This window comes from Romboutsia sp. 1001713B170131_170501_G6 (genome assembly GCF_015668195.1).
Taxonomy (GTDB): Bacteria; Bacillota; Clostridia; order Peptostreptococcales; family Peptostreptococcaceae; genus Romboutsia_C.
In genome coordinates this window covers 265,416-286,089 of the sequence record NZ_JADPFC010000001.1, presented here as the reverse complement: position 1 = coordinate 286,089, position 20,674 = coordinate 265,416, and the positions used below count along the sequence as shown (strand labels likewise).

Sequence of the window (20,674 nt, the reverse complement as noted above, 5' to 3'; positions counted from 1 at the left end):
TTATGATATATTTGTTCTATTTCTTATATATGCATATAATGCAAATTCGTCATTTTTTAATTGTTCTAATCTATCTTCTTCTTTTTTTAATCTATTAAGTTCGTTTTCTTTAAGGGTTTCTAAAGATTTCCTATCTATTTGTTTTTCTATAAAATCTTTTTTTGCTTTAGAAACATTAATTTCTTCTTTTCTCAAATCTTCACTAGTTAATTTTATAGACTGAGTAAGTGCTGCTAAATAATTAATAGTAATTTTTTGACTAATTATATCTTTAGACATTCCTATATCTGAGTATTTTTTATAAGAATTTTCTAAATTTCTTAAATTACTTTCTATTATTCTTTTTTGATTTTGAGCTTGTGTATATCTTAATTTACTTTCTTCCTCATCTTTTACTTTTATATCTAGCAGTTTTTGAAGTTTGAATTTAAACTTACTCACTTACATCAGTCTCCTTTAGTTGAACATATTAATTAATAACTCTTTACTTTCATTAAATGGTGTACTATCATTAACACCTTGTTTTAAATAATCATTTACTCTGTCTATATACTTAATAGACATATCTATATTTTTATTTGAACCTTCTTCATAAGCTCCAATATTTATTAAATCTTCAGCTTCTTTATAAGTAGCAAGTATATCTCTAGCAAATGATGCAGCTTTATTATGATTATCATCTGCAATTTCTTTCATAAGTCTACTTACACTGTTTAATATATCTATAGCTGGATAATGATTTTTATGTGCTAATTGCCTAGATAAGACAATGTGTCCATCTAGTATTCCTCTTACAGTATCTGCTATTGGTTCATTAAAATCGTCTCCATCAACTAAAACAGTATAAAAAGCTGTTATTGACCCTTTTTCAGACATTCCTGTCCTTTCCATAAGTTTTGGTAACATAGCAAATACAGAAGGTGTGTATCCTTTTTGTGCTGGCGGTTCTCCTATAGCTAATCCAACTTCTCTTTGAGCCATAGCAAATCTTGTTACAGAATCCATCATTAATATTACTTTTTTACCTTTATCTCTAAAGTACTCGGCAATAGATGTAGCTGTTAGTGCTCCCTTTAATCTTACTAAAGGTGATTTATCTGATGTAGCGCAAACAACTACCGATTTCTTCATACCTTCTTCACCTAAATCTCTCTCAATGAAGTCTAAAACTTCCCTTCCTCTTTCTCCAATAAGAGCTATAACATTTACATCTGCTTCTGCCGTTCTTGCCATCATTCCTAAAGTTGTACTTTTACCAACTCCACTACCTGCAAATATTCCTATTCTCTGTCCTTCTCCACAAGTTAAAAATCCATCTATTGCTCTTATTCCTGTTGGCATTATATTTGTTATTCGAGGTCTTTTCATTGGATCTGGTGGCTCATTAAATAAACTATATCTTTCACCTTGCAAAATCATATTTTCATCAATTGGATTACCTATGCCATCAAGTACTTTTCCTAAGAGTTCATCACTACATTTAACACTAAGTGGTACTCCTTGTGCAATTACTTTGCAACCAGGTCCAATTCCTGTTAACTCTCCAAGGGGCATAAGTATTACATCTCCATCTCTAAAGCCTACAACTTCACAATTAATAGGAATATTCAAATTATTATATACCGAACATAACTCACCTACAAATCCTTTTATACCTTCGACTTCTATTGTAAGACCTATAACTTTTTTTACTTTTCCTTCAGATATAACAGTAGGGATATCCTTTATCCTACTAAGTATTCTTTCAAAATCTATGTCTATCATAATAGCTCCTCTTTAACCTTATCTATTACAGCATCTACACCTACTATTATTCTTCCTTTTACGTTTTCTATAATAGCATTTCCAATATCTATAGATTCATCTTCTAAAACGAATACGTCACCTTTAAGTTTATTACATTCTTTTAAACTTAATATTTCATTATTTAAGCTATCTTTATATAAAGGATTTATTTTTATTACTATATTTTCCTTAAGCTCATGCTCTTCAATTATCTTAGTTAATAAAGTATTCATAGATGATTCTGATTTAAATTCATCCCTTAGAACTTGTCGAGCTATACTTATACTAATTTTTAGTATTTCTTCTTTATTTAAATTCATATACTCAGATACTTTATCCTTAGCCTGTATTAACAATTTACTTGCATTATTTACAATTTCCTCAGACTCTTTTTTTGCCTTTTCTATGTTTTCTTCATATGATTCTTTGTATCCATCTTCATATCCATTTTTAAGCCCTTGATTGTATCCATCTTCATAAGCTTTCTTTTCTATATTTTCTCTTTCTAACTTGCTTTCTTCAATTATCTGACTTGCCTCGGCTTTAGCTTTGTCTATAATGTCATCATATTCTTTTTGAGCTTCTTGTAACTTAATATTTATTTCTTCTTTTTTTTCTCTTAATTTTTTCTCTAAGTCTTCTCTAAGCTTTCTTTCTTCTTCACTTTCAATTTGAGAGAGGTTATTTATTGTTTTTACGCCTTTTAAGTTAACATTTTTAGCTTTTATTATGTTACTACATGATAAACTCATCATCTGATCCTCTTGTTAAAGTTATTTCACCCATATCTTCAAGTCGTCTTATAACATTAACTATATTTTGCTGTGCTTCCTCTACTTGAGATATTTTTATTTTTCCTAATAAATCAATTTCTTCTTTAAGAGCTTGTGATGCCCTTTGAGATTGATTTCTAAATATGACATTTGATACTTCCTTAGATGCCCCTTTAAGAGCAAATGCGATATCTTTAACATTAACCTCTTTAAGAATTCTCTGAATAGTAGAATTTTCAAGTCTTACTATGTCATCAAATATAAACATATTAGCCTTTATATCTTCAGCTAATTCGTTGTTTCTTTCTTCTATGTAACTTATAATACTTTTTTCTGTCTTTCTATCTACATTACCAAGTATTTCAACCAAGCTATCTATACCACCAGAACTTTCCATTTCTCTTTGTCCAAGTTTTGATAGTTTCATTTCTACAGCTTCATCAATGGCCTTTATTACACTTGGTGATACTGATGATGTTGATCCTATTTTTAGTGAAACTTCATTTTTAATCTTAGGTGGCAACTCACTTAATATCAAGGCAGCTTTGTCTGATTGTATGTGAGATAAGATTATAGCTATAGTTTGTGTACTTTCACCTTGTATACATGCTAATATCTGCTCTGGTTCAGCTTTTCTTGCTGCCATAAATAGCTTTGTATAAGCATCATATCTAATTCCTTCTATTAATTTATTAGCTCTTTGGTTTCCTAAAGCTCCATTAAGCAGTGATTTTGCATAGTCTATACCACCTTTTAACACAAATTCTTTTCCTTTATTTAGTTCTATAAATTCTTGAAGAATTTCTCTTCTTTCTCTTGCGTTGACAGTATGTATATTAGCTATTTCTACACCAATCCTTTGTATTTTCTTATCAGATAGATTTTTAACTATATCCGCTGAAACGTCAGTTCCTAATGTCATTAAGAGTACTGCTGCCTTTCTAGCACCAGTAACTCTTCTAACTTTAGGTATATCACCTAAATCAAATGCATTTCCTGATTTAGTACTCTCTACTGATTTAGTAACTTCATTTTCCAAAACAAACTACCACCCTTTACTCATTTAACCAATTATTTATTAATTCTGTAACTTCTTCTATATTTTCTGAAGCGTATATCTTAACTTCTTCCTCTAAAGTCATATTTTCTTCATCATCTTCTAAATTGTGTAGCCTATGTTTTTCCATTTCTTCTAGCTTTTGATTTATCATATCTATTTCATTAGATTCATCTATTTCATCAATTTCTTTAGATTTATTCTTTTTCTTAATAATAAATATAGCTATAAGTGCTATTACTATAATTAGTAATAATCCGGCTACTATATATCCTGTTGTTTTTAATAACTTAGCTACTCCATCTTCATCACCTAATGCATTTTTTAAATTATTTTTAGCATTTACATCAAAGTCCATAGCAACAACTACTACATCATCGCCTCTATCTTTTTCTACTCCAATGGTATTCGCTACCATATCTTTAACATCTTTAATAGCTCCTGCATCTAATTTGCCATCTATAGCAACCGAAGCAGTTATTCTATTTAATTCACCTTGAGCCTTAACGGTTTTAATTTCTGTCTTTCCTACTTCATATTTTATATCTTCGCTTTTACTTTCAGTAGTTCCATCATTTACATTGCCTTTATTATTCATATTGTTATCAACAGTACCACCTGTGTTTACTGGCTCTTTAGATTTATTTTCGCTTTTTGATTCACTCACTATAACTTTGTTAGGATCTATTATCGTTTGAGTTTTTTCATTTGTGTCAAAATTCAAATCAGCATTAACAGTTGCTCTTACTTTTCCTACTCCAAATATAGGTTCAAGTAATCTAACTATATCTCTTTCTAATCCTTTATCTAAATCTCTTTCTGCCTTAGTAGCAATATCAATTCCATTGGAATTATCGTTAGAATTTTCTTTTCCATTTTCATCAAATATTCCTTCTGATAATAAGACCATATTTTGATTGATTACCTCAACATTTTGTTTTGGTATGTTTGGTGTACTTGCGGACACTAAAGATATTATAGATTTAACTTGTTCTTGGCTTAATTGTTCTCCTACATTTAAATCTACATAAACGGCTGCTTTTCCAGGTATGCTCTCTTTAGCAAATACAGATTCTTCACCTTCTGTTATATGAACTCTTGCATCTTGTACTTGCGGAAAAGTTTTTATAGTTTTTTCTAGTTCACCTTGAATCATTCTTTGTTTTTTTACCTCAAATTCTTCATCTGTAAGACCTAACGATGATCCTTCATCCATAAGTTCAAAACCTTTAGAACCATTTGAAATTTTTCCAGATAGTTCAAGTCTTAACTTATCTACCTGATCTTTAGGCACATATATACTATCGCCTTCAATTTTTGTCTCAACTTTTTCTTTTTCTAGTTCTTTAGTTATAACAGATGCATCATTTGAATCTAAACCTGAGAAAAGAACATCATATTTATTATCATTTTTATATTTGATTCCAAATATTATAGCTAGTATAATTGCAATAATTCCAACTATAATGGCTATTTTCTTTTCTTTTCTCATTTCCTTAAAGTTTTCTTTTCTTGTTTTTATAAATTTTTTTATCTTTTCTATTAACTCTTTAAAATTCATCTATCTGCTCCTTATTAAGGAATTACAATTGTACTTTATTAATTTCTTGGTAAGCATCATATAACTTATTTCTAATCTCAATCATAAGTTGCACTGACATTTGAGATTCTTGTGCTGATAGCATAACATCATGCATAGAAACATCTTCACCTTTTATAAGAGCTTCTATCTTTTCATTTGAATTTATAATACTATCATTTACCTTACCTATAGCATTCTTTATAACATCTTCAAATTTCTTGTCTGGCTTTTCATTTCCTTTAACTTTATATGTAGTATTATTTTTAATAGCATTAGAGAATATATTAGAATTAACATTTATATTACTTATTCCTGTCATTTAACCACCCACTTTCTATCTGCCTATCTCTAAAGCTTTAGATATCATATTTTTTTGAGCATTTAAAGTATCTACATTAGATTCATAAGCTCTTGATGCACTTATAAGATCTGACATTTCTGCTAATAAATCTACATTAGGATATTCTACATATCCATCTTTGTCTGCATCAGGATGATTTGGTTCATATATTTTTCTGAGAGGAGATTTATCTTCTTCAATTTTTTTAGTTTTAACACCTAACATTCCTAATTTTTCATCATAATTTTCTTCAAATGTAGCTATCTTTCTTCTATATGCTCCTCCATTTTTAGTTCTTGTAGTCTGCATATTAGCAACATTAGAAGATATTACATCCATTTTCATACGTTCTGCTGCCAAACCACTTGCACTAATTCTCATACCACTAAAAACACTCATTTATTTACCTCCCAGATATTATACTTTTTGTCATAGCAATTTTTATATTTGTAAGACTTACTAACGCATTATATTCTAATGTCGTAGCTGCTTGATTAACCTTCTCATGTTCAATATCAACGTTGTTCCCATCTTCTCTGACCACAGATTTCTTATCAACCTTTAACTTTATACTAGGAACTTCTAATTTATTCTTTAAAGTATCTTCGAAACTAACATACTTTCTTTTATACCCTGGAGTATTTATGTTAGCAATATTTTCTGCAATGGCATTGCTCCTTAAATGTGTAGCATCTAGTCCCATTTTCATTAAATTATAGATTTCCATATTACTCTCCTTCATTAACTTTATAAATCAAAAAACTACTCTATAAAGAGTAATTTTGTATACTACATAACATAGTATCATTGTTAGGGTTTGATTATCTTAGATATAAAATTAAATCAATATACTTTTCGTTTGTTTTCTTACCTTTTTCGATTATAAACTTTTTTTCACTTTTTTTCCATATCATTTATATTATTACATATTTTTTCCTATTATGTTAAAAAAATATAATATACGTAATGAACTTTTGTAATATAATCAAGTTATTACACTTTTTATAATATTATTTTTTTAAAAAAAAATAACTCTAAAGAGAGTTATATAATATCAGCGCCGATAAATAGAGATACATAATTTTGGACACGAGTAATCAAAATAATTTATATATTATTCATAATTATCCAAAAATCATCAACTTTATATATCGAAAACAAAAACACATAGTTTTTGGCAACTGGCTAGCATAGTTCCCACTTTAGCTCCTATAGTTTTGCGTCACTAGATTTCTCTAGCTTTGCCTATTTTGTTTTTCGTCCTCTTTCTACACTTTTCGACATTTTCTTCTACACACTAAATATTATAGTATAATTTAGATTTAATCAAGTTTTTATTCACTTTTTCTTACTATTTTTTTTCAAACTAATTTTAGAAATATATTTAAATTTATTTTTTAATTACAAAGTATAATTTTATTTTATTTTATCTTATATTTTATATTATACGGCTATTAAAATTAAAACTTTACATTTTTTTGCTACAACAACATAATAATATAAATTATATATTAGATGACAACTTCTCTAATACTAAAAATTTTTAACTTAAGTATTCTTATTCAGATAAATTTATAAGTATTGAAAATTTAAATAATATTCCTATTTTTTTAAATTTTGATTGTGAATTTATTTTTAAATTCACAATAGTTAATTGATTTGAATAAAATAGTGAAATTATAAAATCAGATACACTTATACCTATATTAGTTCCTAAAGGTATTTTTGATATAAATATTGGTTAAATACTCAATTAAATTTATAAAATTACTTATAATACTTATCTACTTTATTAATCAATTAAAACTTATTATAGTAATAAGATATATGATAAATTTAATTTTCACTTTAATAAATTTTATAATATTTGCAATATCTAAATTTATTATTTCGTTAAATAATAATTAATATTGTATTTATATAATATTATTAAAACTTATCACTTAAAAAAATAGTTAAAGATTTTTGCGTTGATTTAACTGATCTTAATTTAGGTTTGTTTTATGAATTTATCATGATATGTAAAAAGTTATTAATTATTATAAATACTCTTATAGTTAGAATTATATATCTACATTAAACAAACTTGATATTTTTATAATAAAATACAAAAAGTCTTTTAAAACAATTACTTAATGTAATAAGTTGTTCATGACTTTTTGTATTTAATATTATTGTAAAATTTTAAAAATAGTTATTTTCAATATACTGCTTTATATGTTTGTGAACTTTTTCTCCACAACTACCATCAATATTAGAAAGAACAGTGTTTAATGCATTAATTCTAATATCTTTTTTGTAATCTTTTTCATTAACTACTAAATCTATAAATTTATCTACAGTCATTTCTTCTTCACCAACTATATAATTAGAAAATATATCAAATACACTTTCATGATAAAACTCTCTGTTTAATCCTATATCATATATTAAGACAGGTTTTCCTGTAGCCATATATTCAATTAATACAGAAGATCTATCTGTTATTAGCGCATCAGATATTTGAAAAGCTTCGTAATAACTAGGTGAATTGTCAATAATTATATTTTCTGTATTTTTTGCTGAGCTTAATAATTCTTTATACCTTTTATAGCATTCTGGGGCCTTTGATTTGACATATGAAAGCTCTAAAGGGTGAGGTCTATATATTAATCCATAGTTTAAATTTTTCCTAATTTTATTAAATACTTCTTCAATTTCATCTAGTACTTTATCTCTTCCATTTATAACTTTCATTAAGTTTGTAGTCCATAAAAATACTTTTTTCCCCTTAAATTTATTTTTGTAAAACTCATTTGTAGTATTTGATTTTAGACTACTAACTAAAGCATCAAATTTAGGTGATCCAAGAGGCAATAATTTTTCTCTAGCTACCCCACTATATTCTGCAATATCTGAAAATACATGAGATTGTACAACAACTTTATCAAATTCTCTTGTTCCTATAAATGAGTAAAAGTCTTTATAAAATGAAATTGGATAAGTACCTAATATTCCATAAGTAACATATACTAGCATATCTGTATATTTTTTTAAATTATAAGAAAAATAGTTACTATCTACTCTAGTAGCATTGTTATATTCATCATATTGATTGTGTATATATATAACATCTGGATTGATTTTTTCTAAATCAAATGTTTTATAATCAGTAATAGGTACATATTTAGGCAACATATCACCTTCATATGTAAATATAGCGTCAGTATCCCCATTACTATTAGAAATTAACTTATAGTATGGTATTGGTACTACATAACAATTGCAATTTGCATCTTCTTTAGCTTCTTTCCAAATACTTTCAAGACTATTCCACATAGATGCATTGTATGGCATAAAAACAATATTATATTTTTCTTTCATGTTTTTATTTATAATATCTATCATGTCATTTATCATATTAATAATTTTATTGCAATCATCAAGTTTATCTGTATCTTTTGTTTTATTTAGATTTTTCAATTTTTCTAATATATTATTTGATAGCTTATAAAGTCTATCGTCACATTTTTTAGCGTTTTCGAAGCTATTTTTAACTGTATTAATAGCTTGTATACAAATTTCAGACATAAATTCATAGTCTGTATTTAAATTTTTAATTATGTAAGAAATACCTTCTATTGAAGTGTTTAAAATTTCTATTATTCTTTGTTTTTCATTCATTTTTTAAATCACACTACTTTCTATAAATCCAAGATTTAAATTGTAACTTTAATTATAAGTTTATGTTTAACCTCTCTTTAAAATAAAATAGTGCCTCTCAGTTTCTTTGTATTGCTTTTTATCAGTTAGAAACATTTCGTTTTCTATAATCTTAAATCCATTATTTATAAGAACTTTAAAAACATCTACATATTCATCAATTGTTCTATATATAACATTATATTCACTATTTAATTCATTAGAGTAAAAATCATCTAGGGTTAATCTTTCTTTTGTAGCAATTGGTGATGCTATATATATCATAGCCTCTTTATCTAATACTTTGAGTAAATTTCCAAAACATATGTTAAGTTCTTCATCATTTATATACATTATAACGCCTGCTAAAATTACTTTATTAAACGGGGCATTACTTTTTATAACCTCATTATCATATATATTTATAAAATCACATATTTGAAAATCATAACTATCATTACAACCTATTCTTTTTCTAGCTATATTAAGTAAGTCTTCTGCAAAATCAGTACCTAAATAGTATTTACTATCTAATACTATCATTTCTGCTAATCTCCCTACTCCGCAACCTATATCTAGAACTTTAGAATTTTTATCTATTTTTAATTTAGGTATAATAACTTCTTTTTCATACTCATCTAATAATTTTGCATATTCAGAGTCATTGTCATTACATTTTACAGCTTTATAAGGATTATCTTCTGTATACTTTTCTGCTCTTTTATTCCAAAATAATTTGACACTTTTTTTATTTATATTTATATTTTCCTTATATACCCTTGTATTTTTTTTCGTCATATCATTTCTCCTAGTTAAGGTTTGGTTATCAATTCATATTTAATCGGCTTTATTTGTATCCATTTTTATACCAATCTAAAGCTTTTTTATATTCATTCATATTATCTATTTCCTTTAAATTTACATGAACTACTTTTAAAGGTAAATTAGGTGTTATCATTTTATATACATGGTCATTTCCACTCTTAAGTTTATCTGCATATATTTTAAACAACCCAGTCCATTCATATTTTCCATGTTTTCTTGAAAAACTAACTGCATGTTCAGTTCCATCTATAGATTCAGTATCTATATATACTGGTTCATTAGTATATGGATAACAAACACCTATTGCTTCTTCATCATCTTCTAATATAAATTTTTCGAGGTCTTCAGGTTTAAATAATACATCTCCATCTAATGATATAATCATCTCATTGGAATGTTTTTTTCCTAGTGATAAACTAGCAGCAGTTTTTGTGTTAATATAATCATGATTAAATACAAAAGTAATATCTTTTCTATATGAACAAACTACATCAATAACTTCTTGAGCTTGATATCCTACAACAATTCTTATATCATCAAACTTGTCTAAACATTCTAATTGTCTTATTATTAATGGTTTTCCATCAATATCAATTAATGATTTGTTAGTATTTAGACCTAATCTAGTTCCCATTCCTGCACAACTTATAATAATCGTTTTAGAAACTGACATAATTTCTCCTCCTCATAAAACGCATAATCACAAACATTTAATACACTAGGAGCTATTGGTCTAACAGCACCAAATCCAATTCCTATATCAGCATACTCTATCATTTTTGAGTCATTACTTCCATCTCCAATAGCTACTATTGGTCCATCTATTTCTTTTATTATATCTTCCTTTTTTATAACATTTACAACTGATTTAATATATTGCCCATCTGTTAAAGCCTTTGATGAATAATATATATCATTTAAACCTAACATATTCATGAGTTCACAAATCCAGATATCTAGATTACCAGTTATTATAATGCATCTATCTATATTATCTAAAACAAATTTAATTAATTTTTCATTTAATGTTATATTTTTAACTATACTGCGTACTTTTTTTACAGGTATCTCTTTTAATATTTCAATTCGCTTTAGAAAACTTTCTTCAAAAGATAACTTACCTAGCATAGTCTCTTCTGTTATTTTACTAATACTTTCATGACATCCAATATACTTTGCCATTTCAGGAAGTATTTCTTGTTTTGTTAAAGTTGAATCTAGGTCAAATACAAATTTATATTTACTCAAATTTGCGCCTCCTCTTATGACATAATTTTTTGTATATTTAATTTATAATCATAATTTTTTCTTTTGATTCTAAAACTATGTTTTCGTCTTCACAGTTTTTTACTATTAATTCAAAATATTTAATGGCATCTTCATATTGTCCTAATATTTCTTTTATGCATCCTATATTAAAAATCACATTGTAATTATATCTATCTAATAGATATGAATTTTTAAATATTTTATCAGATTCTTCGAACTTTCCTTCTAGCATTTTTATAATTGCTTTAAAATTTAGTATCTCTGCCTCTTCTTCAAATATACTTTCATATTCATCTATCTTTTCTTTAGCTTCAATAATATTTCCTATCTCTATGTCATTTTGAATTATCGATTTATATTGTTTTTTAAGACCATTTAGCTCTTCATTTATATCAAATTCATTTTTAAATTTCTCTATTAATATTTCTATTCCCTTTTTGTATTTTTGATTTTTTATTAATAAGTCTTTCATCTTTTTAACATACTCTAATTTATCAGTTTTACTAAGTTTTTGAATTGTATGTATACTTATAATAAATATTTCATCTTCATTTTTCAATAAATTTAGTAAATCATCATCTTCTAAATCTGTATTATATAATTGCTTTAAATAATCATAAGTATAAGTTATATACATTAAAAATAACTTTTCATATTTTTTATCGACTAAACTACCATATGTTAACAATGATTTAGATACACAGCTATAAATTTGAAGTTTCTTTATATCTAAAGTATTTAAATTTCTGTCCAAGTAATCATATAAATCAAATATAAAGTCTCTTTTATTTGAAACTAAATAATCTATATAATCTTGCATTTTTAGGTTACTTATATTTTTTAATATATCTTCTAATTTTATAGCTTCTTTCATAGCATAATATATTATATCCGCATAATATATTTCTTGCTCTTTTATTAGTATTTCATTATATTGTTCAATAGTTAATTTCTCACCTAATCTTATTTTATTTAAAATACCGTAATTTCCATCTATTTTAGAAAGCATTTTATACATTTTAGGCAGATCATTTTCCTTTATTTTTTTTAGTATACTCTCTAACGCAACTTTAAATTTATTTTGCTGAATTATACAAGACGAAAGATTTTTATATATTTCAATTATTTTTTCTTCTTTGTTTAATTTATATAAACTCATAAATATAACTAAGTAAGCTTGTTCTAAAATATCATTGTTTATATCATCTATATTATTTATAATCTCTTGATACATCTCTAATTTGTAATAAATATCAATAATGTTAACTTTAGCTTTATCTTGGTGTATCAATGTATCTCCATTACACTCAACAGCATTAGCTTGTGTAGATATATCATAATTTTCTATAAGATATAAATACCTTTTATAATTTTCTAAGCTTCGTTTATATTTTCTTAAATATTTTTGGCTTGTAGCTAAGTAGTAATATATATCTATATTTTTATTATCATTTTTTATATACTTAGTACATAAACTTTCGCATTTATCAAACTCATTCATTTCTAAATAAAGCATAGCTAAATCTAATGTTACAAATATTGGTATATATTTAATTTTTGTATATAAATCATAACCTTTTTCCATATAATATATTGCATCTTCATAGTTTTTAGATATAGAATAAGTTTTTCCTAATTGATAGTTAATATATGGGTTATTAGGTTCTTTCTTTATTTCTTTTAATAAAATCTTTTTATTTCTATTGTCTTTTAATTGTTTAATTTCTTCATTTTCAAATAAATATCCATAATGATCAAATAAAGCTATATTGTTATATATAGGATGTTTAAATTTTGGTTGTTCGTGTATTGCTCCTTCATATCTAAAATCTTTTGAGTTTTTAAACATTCTAATTAAAGGAGTCATACTATAACTTTTTCCGTCTAGTGAAAGTATATTTTTTAGATTTATACTTGCACTATTATATTTATTGCATAAGTTTTTATTAAAGAATTCTTTTAATTTATCATAATTAGTTAACTCTTCATCTGCATCTAGTATAAGTATCCAGTCTCCCTTTGCATAACTTATTGATATATTTCTCATATCCGAAAAGTTATCATTCCACTTTGCAAAAAATACTTTATCAGTATATTTTCTTGCAATATCAACAGTCGAGTCAGTTGATCCAGTATCTAGTATTATTAATTCAGAATTTATTTCTTCCATTAAAGGACGTAGTGCATTTAATGTTTTATCTAAATATCTCTCTTCATTTTTTACCATCATTACAATACTTAATAGCATATTTAATACTCCTTTTAAGTGATTAAATTTAAAAATAAAGAGTAAAGCACATGCTTTACTCTTTATTTTTTAACTTAAAACTATCTTAATAATTGAGTTACACTTTGAGGTTGTTGATTAGCTTGTCCAACCATAGCTTGTGCTGCTTGATTTAATATGTTTAACTTAGATAAGTTAACCATTTCTTTAGCAACATCAACATCTCTTATTCTTGATTCTGCTGCACTTAAGTTTTCTGTAGAAGTTGTTAAGTTAGCAGAAGTATACTCTAATCTATTTTGAGTTGCTCCTAATTTAGCTCTTCCTGTATTTATTTTTTCTAGTGCTGCATCTACCTTACTTACGAAAGTTTGAGCCTTTGTATTATCAGATATATCTATCGCTAAGCTTCCTGCAGTTTTAACTAAATCTATTGTATTTATAGTTCTAGTTTCATTATTAGCTCCTGCTTGTATAGTGAATGTTTGTGCTCCACTTAATAAGTTTTTACCATTGAATTTAGCTTCTTTACCTATTTGGCTCATTTCTTGTTGTAATTGAGTTAATTCTTCTTTTATCTTATCTCTATCAGTTGCAGTTAAAGTATCATTTCCTGCTTGAACTCCAAGTTCTCTCATTCTTTGAGCTATGTTTCCTGCTTCTTCTAATGCACCTTCTGCTGTTTGTACCATTGATATACCATCTTGTACGTTTCTATCTGCTTGTTCCATTCCTCTTATTTGAGATCTCATTTTTTCTGAAACAGCAAGACCTGCAGCATCATCTCCTGCTTTATTTATTCTTAGTCCTGTTGATAATTTCTCCATAGACTTTCCTGATAATGCAGTATTTTTTGCCATTTGGTTAGTCGCTATCATAGCGTTCATATTAGTATTTATTCTCATTGTTTTTTCCTCTCCTTAGGTTTTTACGACATCCTTGTCTTTTATTTATAAAAGTATATCTATATCATATATATCGGCATAATATAGATATACTTTATATTTTTATATTATATATATATTTATAATTTATTTATTTTAAAACTATCTTAATAATTGAGTTACACTTTGAGGTTGTTGATTAGCTTGTCCAACCATAGCTTGTGCTGCTTGATTTAATATATTTAACTTAGATAAGTTAACCATTTCTTTAGCAACATCAACATCTCTTATTCTTGATTCTGCTGCACTTAAGTTTTCTGTAGAAGTTGTTAAGTTAGCAGAAGTATACTCTAATCTATTTTGAGTTGCTCCTAATTTAGCTCTTCCTGTATTTATTTTTTCTAATGCTGCATCTACTTTACTTACGTAAGCTTGTGCTTTTGAACTACTAGAAACGTCCATAGTAGCTAAAGTTTTAGCTTGTGCTACTAAGTCTATAGTGTTTATAGTTCTAGTTTCTTTATTAGCTCCTGCTTGTATTGTAAATGTTCCTGATCCACTTAATAAGTTTTTACCATTGAATTTAGTTTCTTTACCTATTTGACTCATTTCTTGTTGTAATTGAGTTAATTCTTCTTTTATCTTATCTCTATCAGTTGTAGTTAATGTGTCATTTCCTGCTTGAACTCCAAGTTCTCTCATTCTTTGAGCTATGTTTCCTGCTTCTTCTAATGCACCTTCTGCTGTTTGTACCATTGATATACCATCTTGTACGTTTCTATCTGCTTGTTCCATTCCTCTTATTTGAGATCTCATTTTTTCTGAAACAGCAAGACCTGCAGCGTCATCTCCTGCTTTATTTATTCTTAGTCCTGTTGATAATTTCTCCATAGACTTTCCTGATAATGCAGTATTTTTTGCCATTTGGTTAGTCGCTATCATAGCGTTCATGTTAGTGTTTATTCTCATTGTTTTTTCCTCTCCTTAGGACTTTACGACATCCTTGTCTTTTGCCTTTTGTATTTTGTATTTTATACTTGGCCAAGTACCTTACATATATATATATCGTTATAATTTATATTAACTTTATACTTTTTTATTAAAAATATTTAAATTTTCTTTTTTCGTACTTAGATATGAGGTACTTACTCTATTTGATAATTTGTGATTTTTTATCTCATCTTTAGTTTTTTCTATACTATTGCTAAGTAATGTATGTATCTCTCTATCAATTTCTAATATTCCTTCATCGATCATCTGGATTTTAAATGCTTCAGAATCAAGTACATTACTTAGTATTTCTTGTCTTTTATCAAATAAGTCACCTATATTAATTAAACTAGTACTTTTTAATTTATTTACTATGTCTAATGATATATTTTTATATAATTTGATACTTTCCTTCATTTTTAACCACCTATCCTTAAGCTTGCATAAAATAATTCATCTGTGAATTTAGCTTATTCATACTAGCTTCTAGGTCTGCAAATTTTTTATATAAAGCATTTTCCTTATTATCCATTTTTCTTTGAAGATTTTTTATCATGTCCTCTTGTCGTTTTATTTGTTCTGAATAAAAATTCTTCACAACAGAAGATGTTCTCTCTAGCCCAGCTTTTCTAGCAAATATAGATGATGATCCTCCTATATTCTTTTTAAGAATATTATTCATTTTTTCCATTATACTAGATTTATCTTTTGCAAATAATTTATAAACTTTATCAGAGTTATATTCTAAGGATTTAGTAAATTTTTCCTCATTTAATGATATCTGACCTTTTTTATTGTAATCTTCTGGACTAGTTACACCCATTTCACTTAAAACTTTTATATTTTCACCAAATATAGCATTTTGCATATCATTGATAAACCTTCTCATCTCAGAATCATTTCGAAGTATACCTTTTTTAGCATTAGTTTCCCATTTTTTTACTTCTTCTTCACTCATATCCTTTTTCTGCTCTTCTGTAAGAGGTTTATAATCTTTCTTAGATTTTTCAGTTATAAGACTATACATTTTATCCATTATTTTATTATAATCTTGTACAAAACCTTTCATGTTGTCTAAGGCTTTTGTTGTATCCTTTTTTGATGTTATCTCAGAAGTTCCTTTATTATAAATACTATAATCTATTCCATCTATTGAGAAATTATTTTTTTGCTCATTTATTACTTTACTAAATCCATCATCTCCTGAGACTTTGATATAAGAATTACTTCCACTAGTTATACCTGAAAATTCAACCATATCAAAAGCTATTTCATTCTTTGAATTTAATACAAAACTTCCATCTGTATTTAGTTGATATTTTTTTGTTTTTAGCCCTAAAAATGCTAGAGAATTAGATTTACTTCCATCTTCAGAAATGATTTCAATACTACTGTCTGATCCTGTGTCAAGAGATTCAATACTAAAACTTCCAGTCATCTTACTATATGATGCCTTTATTTTTCCATTTCCATTACTGTTAATTTTATCAACTAAATCCTCTATAGTATCTTTTCCTTCTATTGTTATAGGATTTGAGTATAAAGTATTTCCTTTGTCATCTTTTCCAACAGAAATTTTAAATGGCTTTGTGTCTGTAAATCCTAACTCGCTTAACTTTTTTGACTTTTCTATTTTATTATTTGAAGATACAACTTTAGCTGGTTCTGCTATTTTATTAACTTCAAATTTATAATGTATATTATCTGTTCCCGCACTTGATGTAGCCGACATTACGCTACTATTAGAACTTTTAACTGATAATGTATTCCAAGCTTTACTACTCACTATTGAATCTTTAGATGTTACTGAAAAGTATTTATCGTTTATATTTTTCAAATCTTTCATTACATCTCTATAAATCTCTTGCTGCCACTTTACTATTTGCTCTTTTTGCTTGACTTTATCAATTTTATTTTGTTCACCAACAAGCATTTGCTTTACAACTGTGTCTGTATCCATTCCCGTTGCAAGACCTGGTATTCTTATTGCATTTACTCTTGTCATATTAAATTCACCTACTTACCTGTCTTTATTTTTTTGTCTACCTCATACCACATATCTCTAACATCTTCTATCACAGGAAGCACTTCATCTATTATCTTAATATCCTTTTTCATATTAGCTTTAGCAAGTTCGATCTTTATAAAATCATATATATTATATAAATCTTCCATATATTTGCCAGCACTTTTATCCATAGTTATCATAAGTTCTAAAAATATATCTTGAACCCTAACCAATTCATTGTGAGCTCTAGAAATATTTTTTTCTAATATCGCCATTCTTGCTATTTTTGTATATTTAACTGCTCCATCTAACAACATCAACAATAGTTGTTCTTTAGAAGCCATATTTACTGAATTTTGCTTATATGTATTATATGGATTTGTTGTATACATTATTTTCCCTCTCTTACTTAAATAACTTTGTAATATCTTTAGTATTAATTATAGCCTTAGAATTCTCTTCTTTTATACTTTCGTAAACTTCTCTTCTTAGTATAACCTTATCCTTTGGTGCCTCTATGGCTATCTTTACACTTCCATCCTCAATTTTTATAATTTTAACTTCTATATCATCTCCGATTAATATAGATTGATCTTTTTTTCTACTAATTACTAGCATTATTTTCACTTCCTGTTAAAGGTTCTTTTATATTATATTTAGTATCTTCTAGTATTAATTGCTTTCCTCTGTTATTATTTATGTTAATAATAATAGGAGCTTTTAAATTAACTGTACTTGTATCTATACTATTACTTAATGTTATTATGCTTAATACTAGTACATCTTTATAATCTTTTATATTTAATTCATTTATTATATCCTCATTTAGTTCTATTTCATAATCTTTTTTTATCTTAAATGGAGATACACAAACAAATCCTACATTCAAGTTATCCTTAGATATCATACTAAAAAAATTTTTATCTTCCTTAATTTGTTCAACTAAAAAAGTATTATAACTTTCAAATCCAGGTATACCTTTTTCAAATAAAATGTCCATATAATCCTCCTAGCTATTTTAAGTAGTCCATTATACTCGGTTGAATCAATCTACTTCCAACTTGAACTGACATTTGGTATATTAATTCAGCTGATTTTAATTCTATATATGCACTAACTTTATCTGTATCTTGAGTTAATGATAATACATCCTTCATGTTCATAATATTTTCATCATTTAACTCTTTTATTTTTTCTGCAGTGTTAACTTTTACACCAAATGATGTTCTTATATCTACTGAATGATTAAACAATGTATCAATATCATCTTTTATAGTACCTAATACTTGAGCTTTATTAGCTTCTACATCTTTATCATTAACTATATCATTCATAGCACGAGATAATTTATTTATAGATTCTAATAAGTTTTTACCATCTTTGTTTAATAATTCTTTTGCAGATACATTGTAATCTATATCTATTCCTTCAGATATAATTGCTCTTAAGTCTTGTGAATTTGATTTAGAATTTAGGGTAAGTTTAGCTATTCCGTCTTTTTCCTCGATAATTATAGGCAAGTCTTCTACGTCACTTCCTCCAAACATATGATTACCGCCATGACTTGTATTTAATGTTTCACCTAGTTCTTTTATTTTCTCATTCATTTCGGCCCTTATAGATTTCATCTCTTCTGCCGAATAAGTTCCATTACCTAACTTTATTATTTCATCTTTTATATCTCCTAATACAGTTCCTACTTCTTCTAAAGATGAATCTGTATTATTCATCCATCCTACTGCTTCATCAATATTGTAATTATATTTTTCAGTATATTTTATTTCATTTTTTAAGTTCATTATTTTTATAGCTTTGTATGGATCATCTGATACTTTATTTATAACCTTCCCTGTACTTATTTGTCTATTGAGCTTGTCCGTTCTTTGAAGGTTTTCTTGATTATCATACATATTATTTCTTATCATTGAAGAATTGGCTATTCTCATACTATCCTCCTATCTTTTTAATCCATTTATTACTACGTCTAGTAAAGAATCTATAGTAGATATAACTTTTGCACTGGCATTATATGCATGTTGAAATTGGACAAGATTTACCATTTCTTCATCTAATAATACTCCAGATACATTAGTTCTAGAATTTTCTATTTCATTTAATATTTTATTTTGGTTCTTTTCACTTCTTATAACTTCCTGCGCCTCATTACCTAGCTTTTGAACTATGTTATTATAAAATTTATTTATGGTAATTTCTGCTTCACTACCAATTTTCATTTTTTTATCTTTAAATCTGAATATTTCACCTGCGACTTTTGATGAAACTAATAAATTATTTGAGTCTGTTAGATAGTCATTCTTAACTTTAAGTGATGGGCTGCCTTTTTTATTAAATTCAAAAAAGTCAATTCCTAAAACATCATTTATACCATTAGCAATTCCTTCTGATAGATTATCTATACTAGACATATATTCGTTAATTTTATCTATCATATCAATAGAACCTTGTATTTCACCTGAAACATTTCCTATTGCTTTTATATCCTCTAATGTAATACTTGTTCCATCATTTATTTTTTTTTCAATTAAATTCTTAACATTATTATCTTCTATATTAAATTTATAACTTAATTTATCCAACACTTTATCTTTTTCATCTAGTAAATCATTTGGGGTTTTTCCACTACCCTCGACAATTCTTATATTTTTATTTAATCCTCTTAATTGGTCAACCATATCGTTTATTTCATTTAAATTTTTATTTATTTTATCATTTGCTTGACTTGATAGTTGTTCCAATTTATTTTTAATATTACTTATATTAGTTGCTAAATATTTTGCATTTTGAACTACGGTGTTCTTTGATCCACTATCATTAGGATTTTTTGAAATTTCATTCCAACTGCTAAAAAAGTTGCTTAGTGATGATGAAATAGAAGTGTCTGATGGTTCATTAAATATAGTCTCCATATTAGTATAATACTCACTTTTTGTACTTATTTTACCATAATTGTGAGACTCATTTCTAAATTGGAAATCAAAGAATGTATTTCTAATCCTTATAATATCTGTTGCTTCAACTCCTGTACCTAGTTGACCCGCACCCATACTACTATTATATCCAGGGTAACTATAAGCACTTCTTGCACTTTGTTTTACCCTTTGTCTAGAGTACCCTGGTGTATTCATATTATTTATATTATGAGACGTAGTCTGTATAGAAGCTTGACTTACACTCATCCCAGACTTTGCTGTCTGTAAACTTCCTAGTAATCCTGACATAATTCTCCTCCAAA

At 26.5% G+C, this 20,674-nt stretch carries 22 protein-coding genes and 1 riboswitch; all 22 genes read right to left on the bottom strand.

Annotated elements, in window-relative coordinates:
- A complete protein-coding gene (fliJ, locus tag I4U89_RS01430) occupies positions 1 to 441 on the bottom strand; it encodes a flagellar export protein FliJ (protein ID WP_330615509.1) in 441 nt (146 codons plus the stop codon).
- Between the two features lie 15 nt (positions 442 to 456).
- Entirely contained in the window at positions 457 to 1,764 is a 1,308-nt protein-coding gene (fliI, locus tag I4U89_RS01425) for a flagellar protein export ATPase FliI (protein WP_195937902.1), read from the bottom strand.
- The gene (locus I4U89_RS01420; RefSeq protein ID WP_195937901.1) at positions 1,761 to 2,540 is read right to left on the bottom strand and encodes a FliH/SctL family protein; all 780 of its coding nucleotides are present in this window, start codon (positions 2,538 to 2,540) and stop codon (positions 1,761 to 1,763) included. The genes fliI and I4U89_RS01420 overlap by 4 nt, the downstream gene beginning before the upstream one ends.
- A complete protein-coding gene (fliG, locus tag I4U89_RS01415; protein ID WP_195580894.1) occupies positions 2,521 to 3,597 on the bottom strand; it encodes a flagellar motor switch protein FliG in 1,077 nt (358 codons plus the stop codon). Before fliG ends, I4U89_RS01420 begins: the two co-directional genes overlap by 20 nt.
- Positions 3,598 to 3,613: 16 nt before the next feature.
- Positions 3,614 to 5,176 carry a flagellar basal-body MS-ring/collar protein FliF gene (gene fliF, locus I4U89_RS01410; RefSeq protein WP_195937900.1) on the bottom strand — a complete coding sequence of 521 codons (1,563 nt, stop codon included), beginning with the start codon at positions 5,174 to 5,176 and terminating at the stop codon, positions 3,614 to 3,616.
- 22 nt (positions 5,177 to 5,198) lie between these two features.
- A complete protein-coding gene (gene fliE, locus I4U89_RS01405) occupies positions 5,199 to 5,516 on the bottom strand; it encodes a flagellar hook-basal body complex protein FliE (RefSeq protein WP_195937899.1) in 318 nt (105 codons plus the stop codon).
- 15 nt (positions 5,517 to 5,531) lie between these two features.
- A complete protein-coding gene (gene flgC / locus I4U89_RS01400; protein WP_195937898.1) occupies positions 5,532 to 5,936 on the bottom strand; it encodes a flagellar basal body rod protein FlgC in 405 nt (134 codons plus the stop codon).
- Between the two features lie 4 nt (positions 5,937 to 5,940).
- Complete coding sequence (locus I4U89_RS01395; RefSeq protein ID WP_195937897.1) at positions 5,941 to 6,264, bottom strand: flagellar basal body protein; 324 nt, start codon at positions 6,262 to 6,264, stop codon at positions 5,941 to 5,943.
- Between the two features lie 446 nt (positions 6,265 to 6,710).
- Positions 6,711 to 6,793, bottom strand: a riboswitch (cyclic di-GMP riboswitch).
- Between the two features lie 928 nt (positions 6,794 to 7,721).
- Positions 7,722 to 9,200 (bottom strand): CDP-glycerol glycerophosphotransferase family protein, encoded by a 1,479-nt coding sequence (locus I4U89_RS01390; RefSeq protein ID WP_195937896.1) that lies wholly within the window; start codon positions 9,198 to 9,200, stop codon positions 7,722 to 7,724.
- Positions 9,201 to 9,266: 66 nt separating this feature from the next.
- Entirely contained in the window at positions 9,267 to 10,016 is a 750-nt protein-coding gene (locus tag I4U89_RS01385; protein WP_195937895.1) for a class I SAM-dependent methyltransferase, read from the bottom strand.
- Between the two features lie 49 nt (positions 10,017 to 10,065).
- Entirely contained in the window at positions 10,066 to 10,716 is a 651-nt protein-coding gene (locus tag I4U89_RS01380) for an NTP transferase domain-containing protein (protein WP_195937894.1), read from the bottom strand.
- Positions 10,689 to 11,291 (bottom strand): HAD-IB family phosphatase, encoded by a 603-nt coding sequence (locus I4U89_RS01375; protein WP_195937893.1) that lies wholly within the window; start codon positions 11,289 to 11,291, stop codon positions 10,689 to 10,691. Before I4U89_RS01375 ends, I4U89_RS01380 begins: the two co-directional genes overlap by 28 nt.
- Positions 11,292 to 11,328: 37 nt before the next feature.
- Positions 11,329 to 13,560 carry a glycosyltransferase gene (locus I4U89_RS01370; protein ID WP_195937892.1) on the bottom strand — a complete coding sequence of 744 codons (2,232 nt, stop codon included), beginning with the start codon at positions 13,558 to 13,560 and terminating at the stop codon, positions 11,329 to 11,331.
- 80 nt (positions 13,561 to 13,640) lie between these two features.
- Positions 13,641 to 14,444, bottom strand: coding sequence for a flagellin N-terminal helical domain-containing protein (locus I4U89_RS01365; RefSeq protein WP_195937891.1), 804 nt, complete (start codon positions 14,442 to 14,444; stop codon positions 13,641 to 13,643).
- Positions 14,445 to 14,585: 141 nt separating this feature from the next.
- The gene (locus tag I4U89_RS01360) at positions 14,586 to 15,392 is read right to left on the bottom strand and encodes a flagellin N-terminal helical domain-containing protein (protein ID WP_195937890.1); all 807 of its coding nucleotides are present in this window, start codon (positions 15,390 to 15,392) and stop codon (positions 14,586 to 14,588) included.
- A gap of 117 nt (positions 15,393 to 15,509) precedes the next feature.
- Positions 15,510 to 15,830 carry a hypothetical protein gene (locus tag I4U89_RS01355; RefSeq protein WP_195937889.1) on the bottom strand — a complete coding sequence of 107 codons (321 nt, stop codon included), beginning with the start codon at positions 15,828 to 15,830 and terminating at the stop codon, positions 15,510 to 15,512.
- Positions 15,831 to 15,846: 16 nt separating this feature from the next.
- The gene (fliD, locus tag I4U89_RS01350; protein WP_195937888.1) at positions 15,847 to 17,418 is read right to left on the bottom strand and encodes a flagellar filament capping protein FliD; all 1,572 of its coding nucleotides are present in this window, start codon (positions 17,416 to 17,418) and stop codon (positions 15,847 to 15,849) included.
- A gap of 11 nt (positions 17,419 to 17,429) precedes the next feature.
- Positions 17,430 to 17,813 carry a flagellar export chaperone FliS gene (gene fliS / locus I4U89_RS01345; protein ID WP_195937887.1) on the bottom strand — a complete coding sequence of 128 codons (384 nt, stop codon included), beginning with the start codon at positions 17,811 to 17,813 and terminating at the stop codon, positions 17,430 to 17,432.
- 13 nt (positions 17,814 to 17,826) lie between these two features.
- Positions 17,827 to 18,039: a carbon storage regulator CsrA gene (gene csrA, locus I4U89_RS01340; RefSeq protein WP_092926915.1), complete on the bottom strand. Its 213-nt coding sequence runs from the start codon at positions 18,037 to 18,039 to the stop codon at positions 17,827 to 17,829.
- Complete coding sequence (gene fliW, locus I4U89_RS01335) at positions 18,026 to 18,421, bottom strand: flagellar assembly protein FliW (RefSeq protein WP_195937886.1); 396 nt, start codon at positions 18,419 to 18,421, stop codon at positions 18,026 to 18,028. The genes csrA and fliW overlap by 14 nt, the downstream gene beginning before the upstream one ends.
- A gap of 13 nt (positions 18,422 to 18,434) precedes the next feature.
- A complete protein-coding gene (locus I4U89_RS01330; protein WP_195937885.1) occupies positions 18,435 to 19,367 on the bottom strand; it encodes a flagellin N-terminal helical domain-containing protein in 933 nt (310 codons plus the stop codon).
- A gap of 9 nt (positions 19,368 to 19,376) precedes the next feature.
- Entirely contained in the window at positions 19,377 to 20,660 is a 1,284-nt protein-coding gene (gene flgK, locus I4U89_RS01325) for a flagellar hook-associated protein FlgK (protein ID WP_195937884.1), read from the bottom strand.
- Positions 20,661 to 20,674 lie beyond the last annotated feature (14 nt).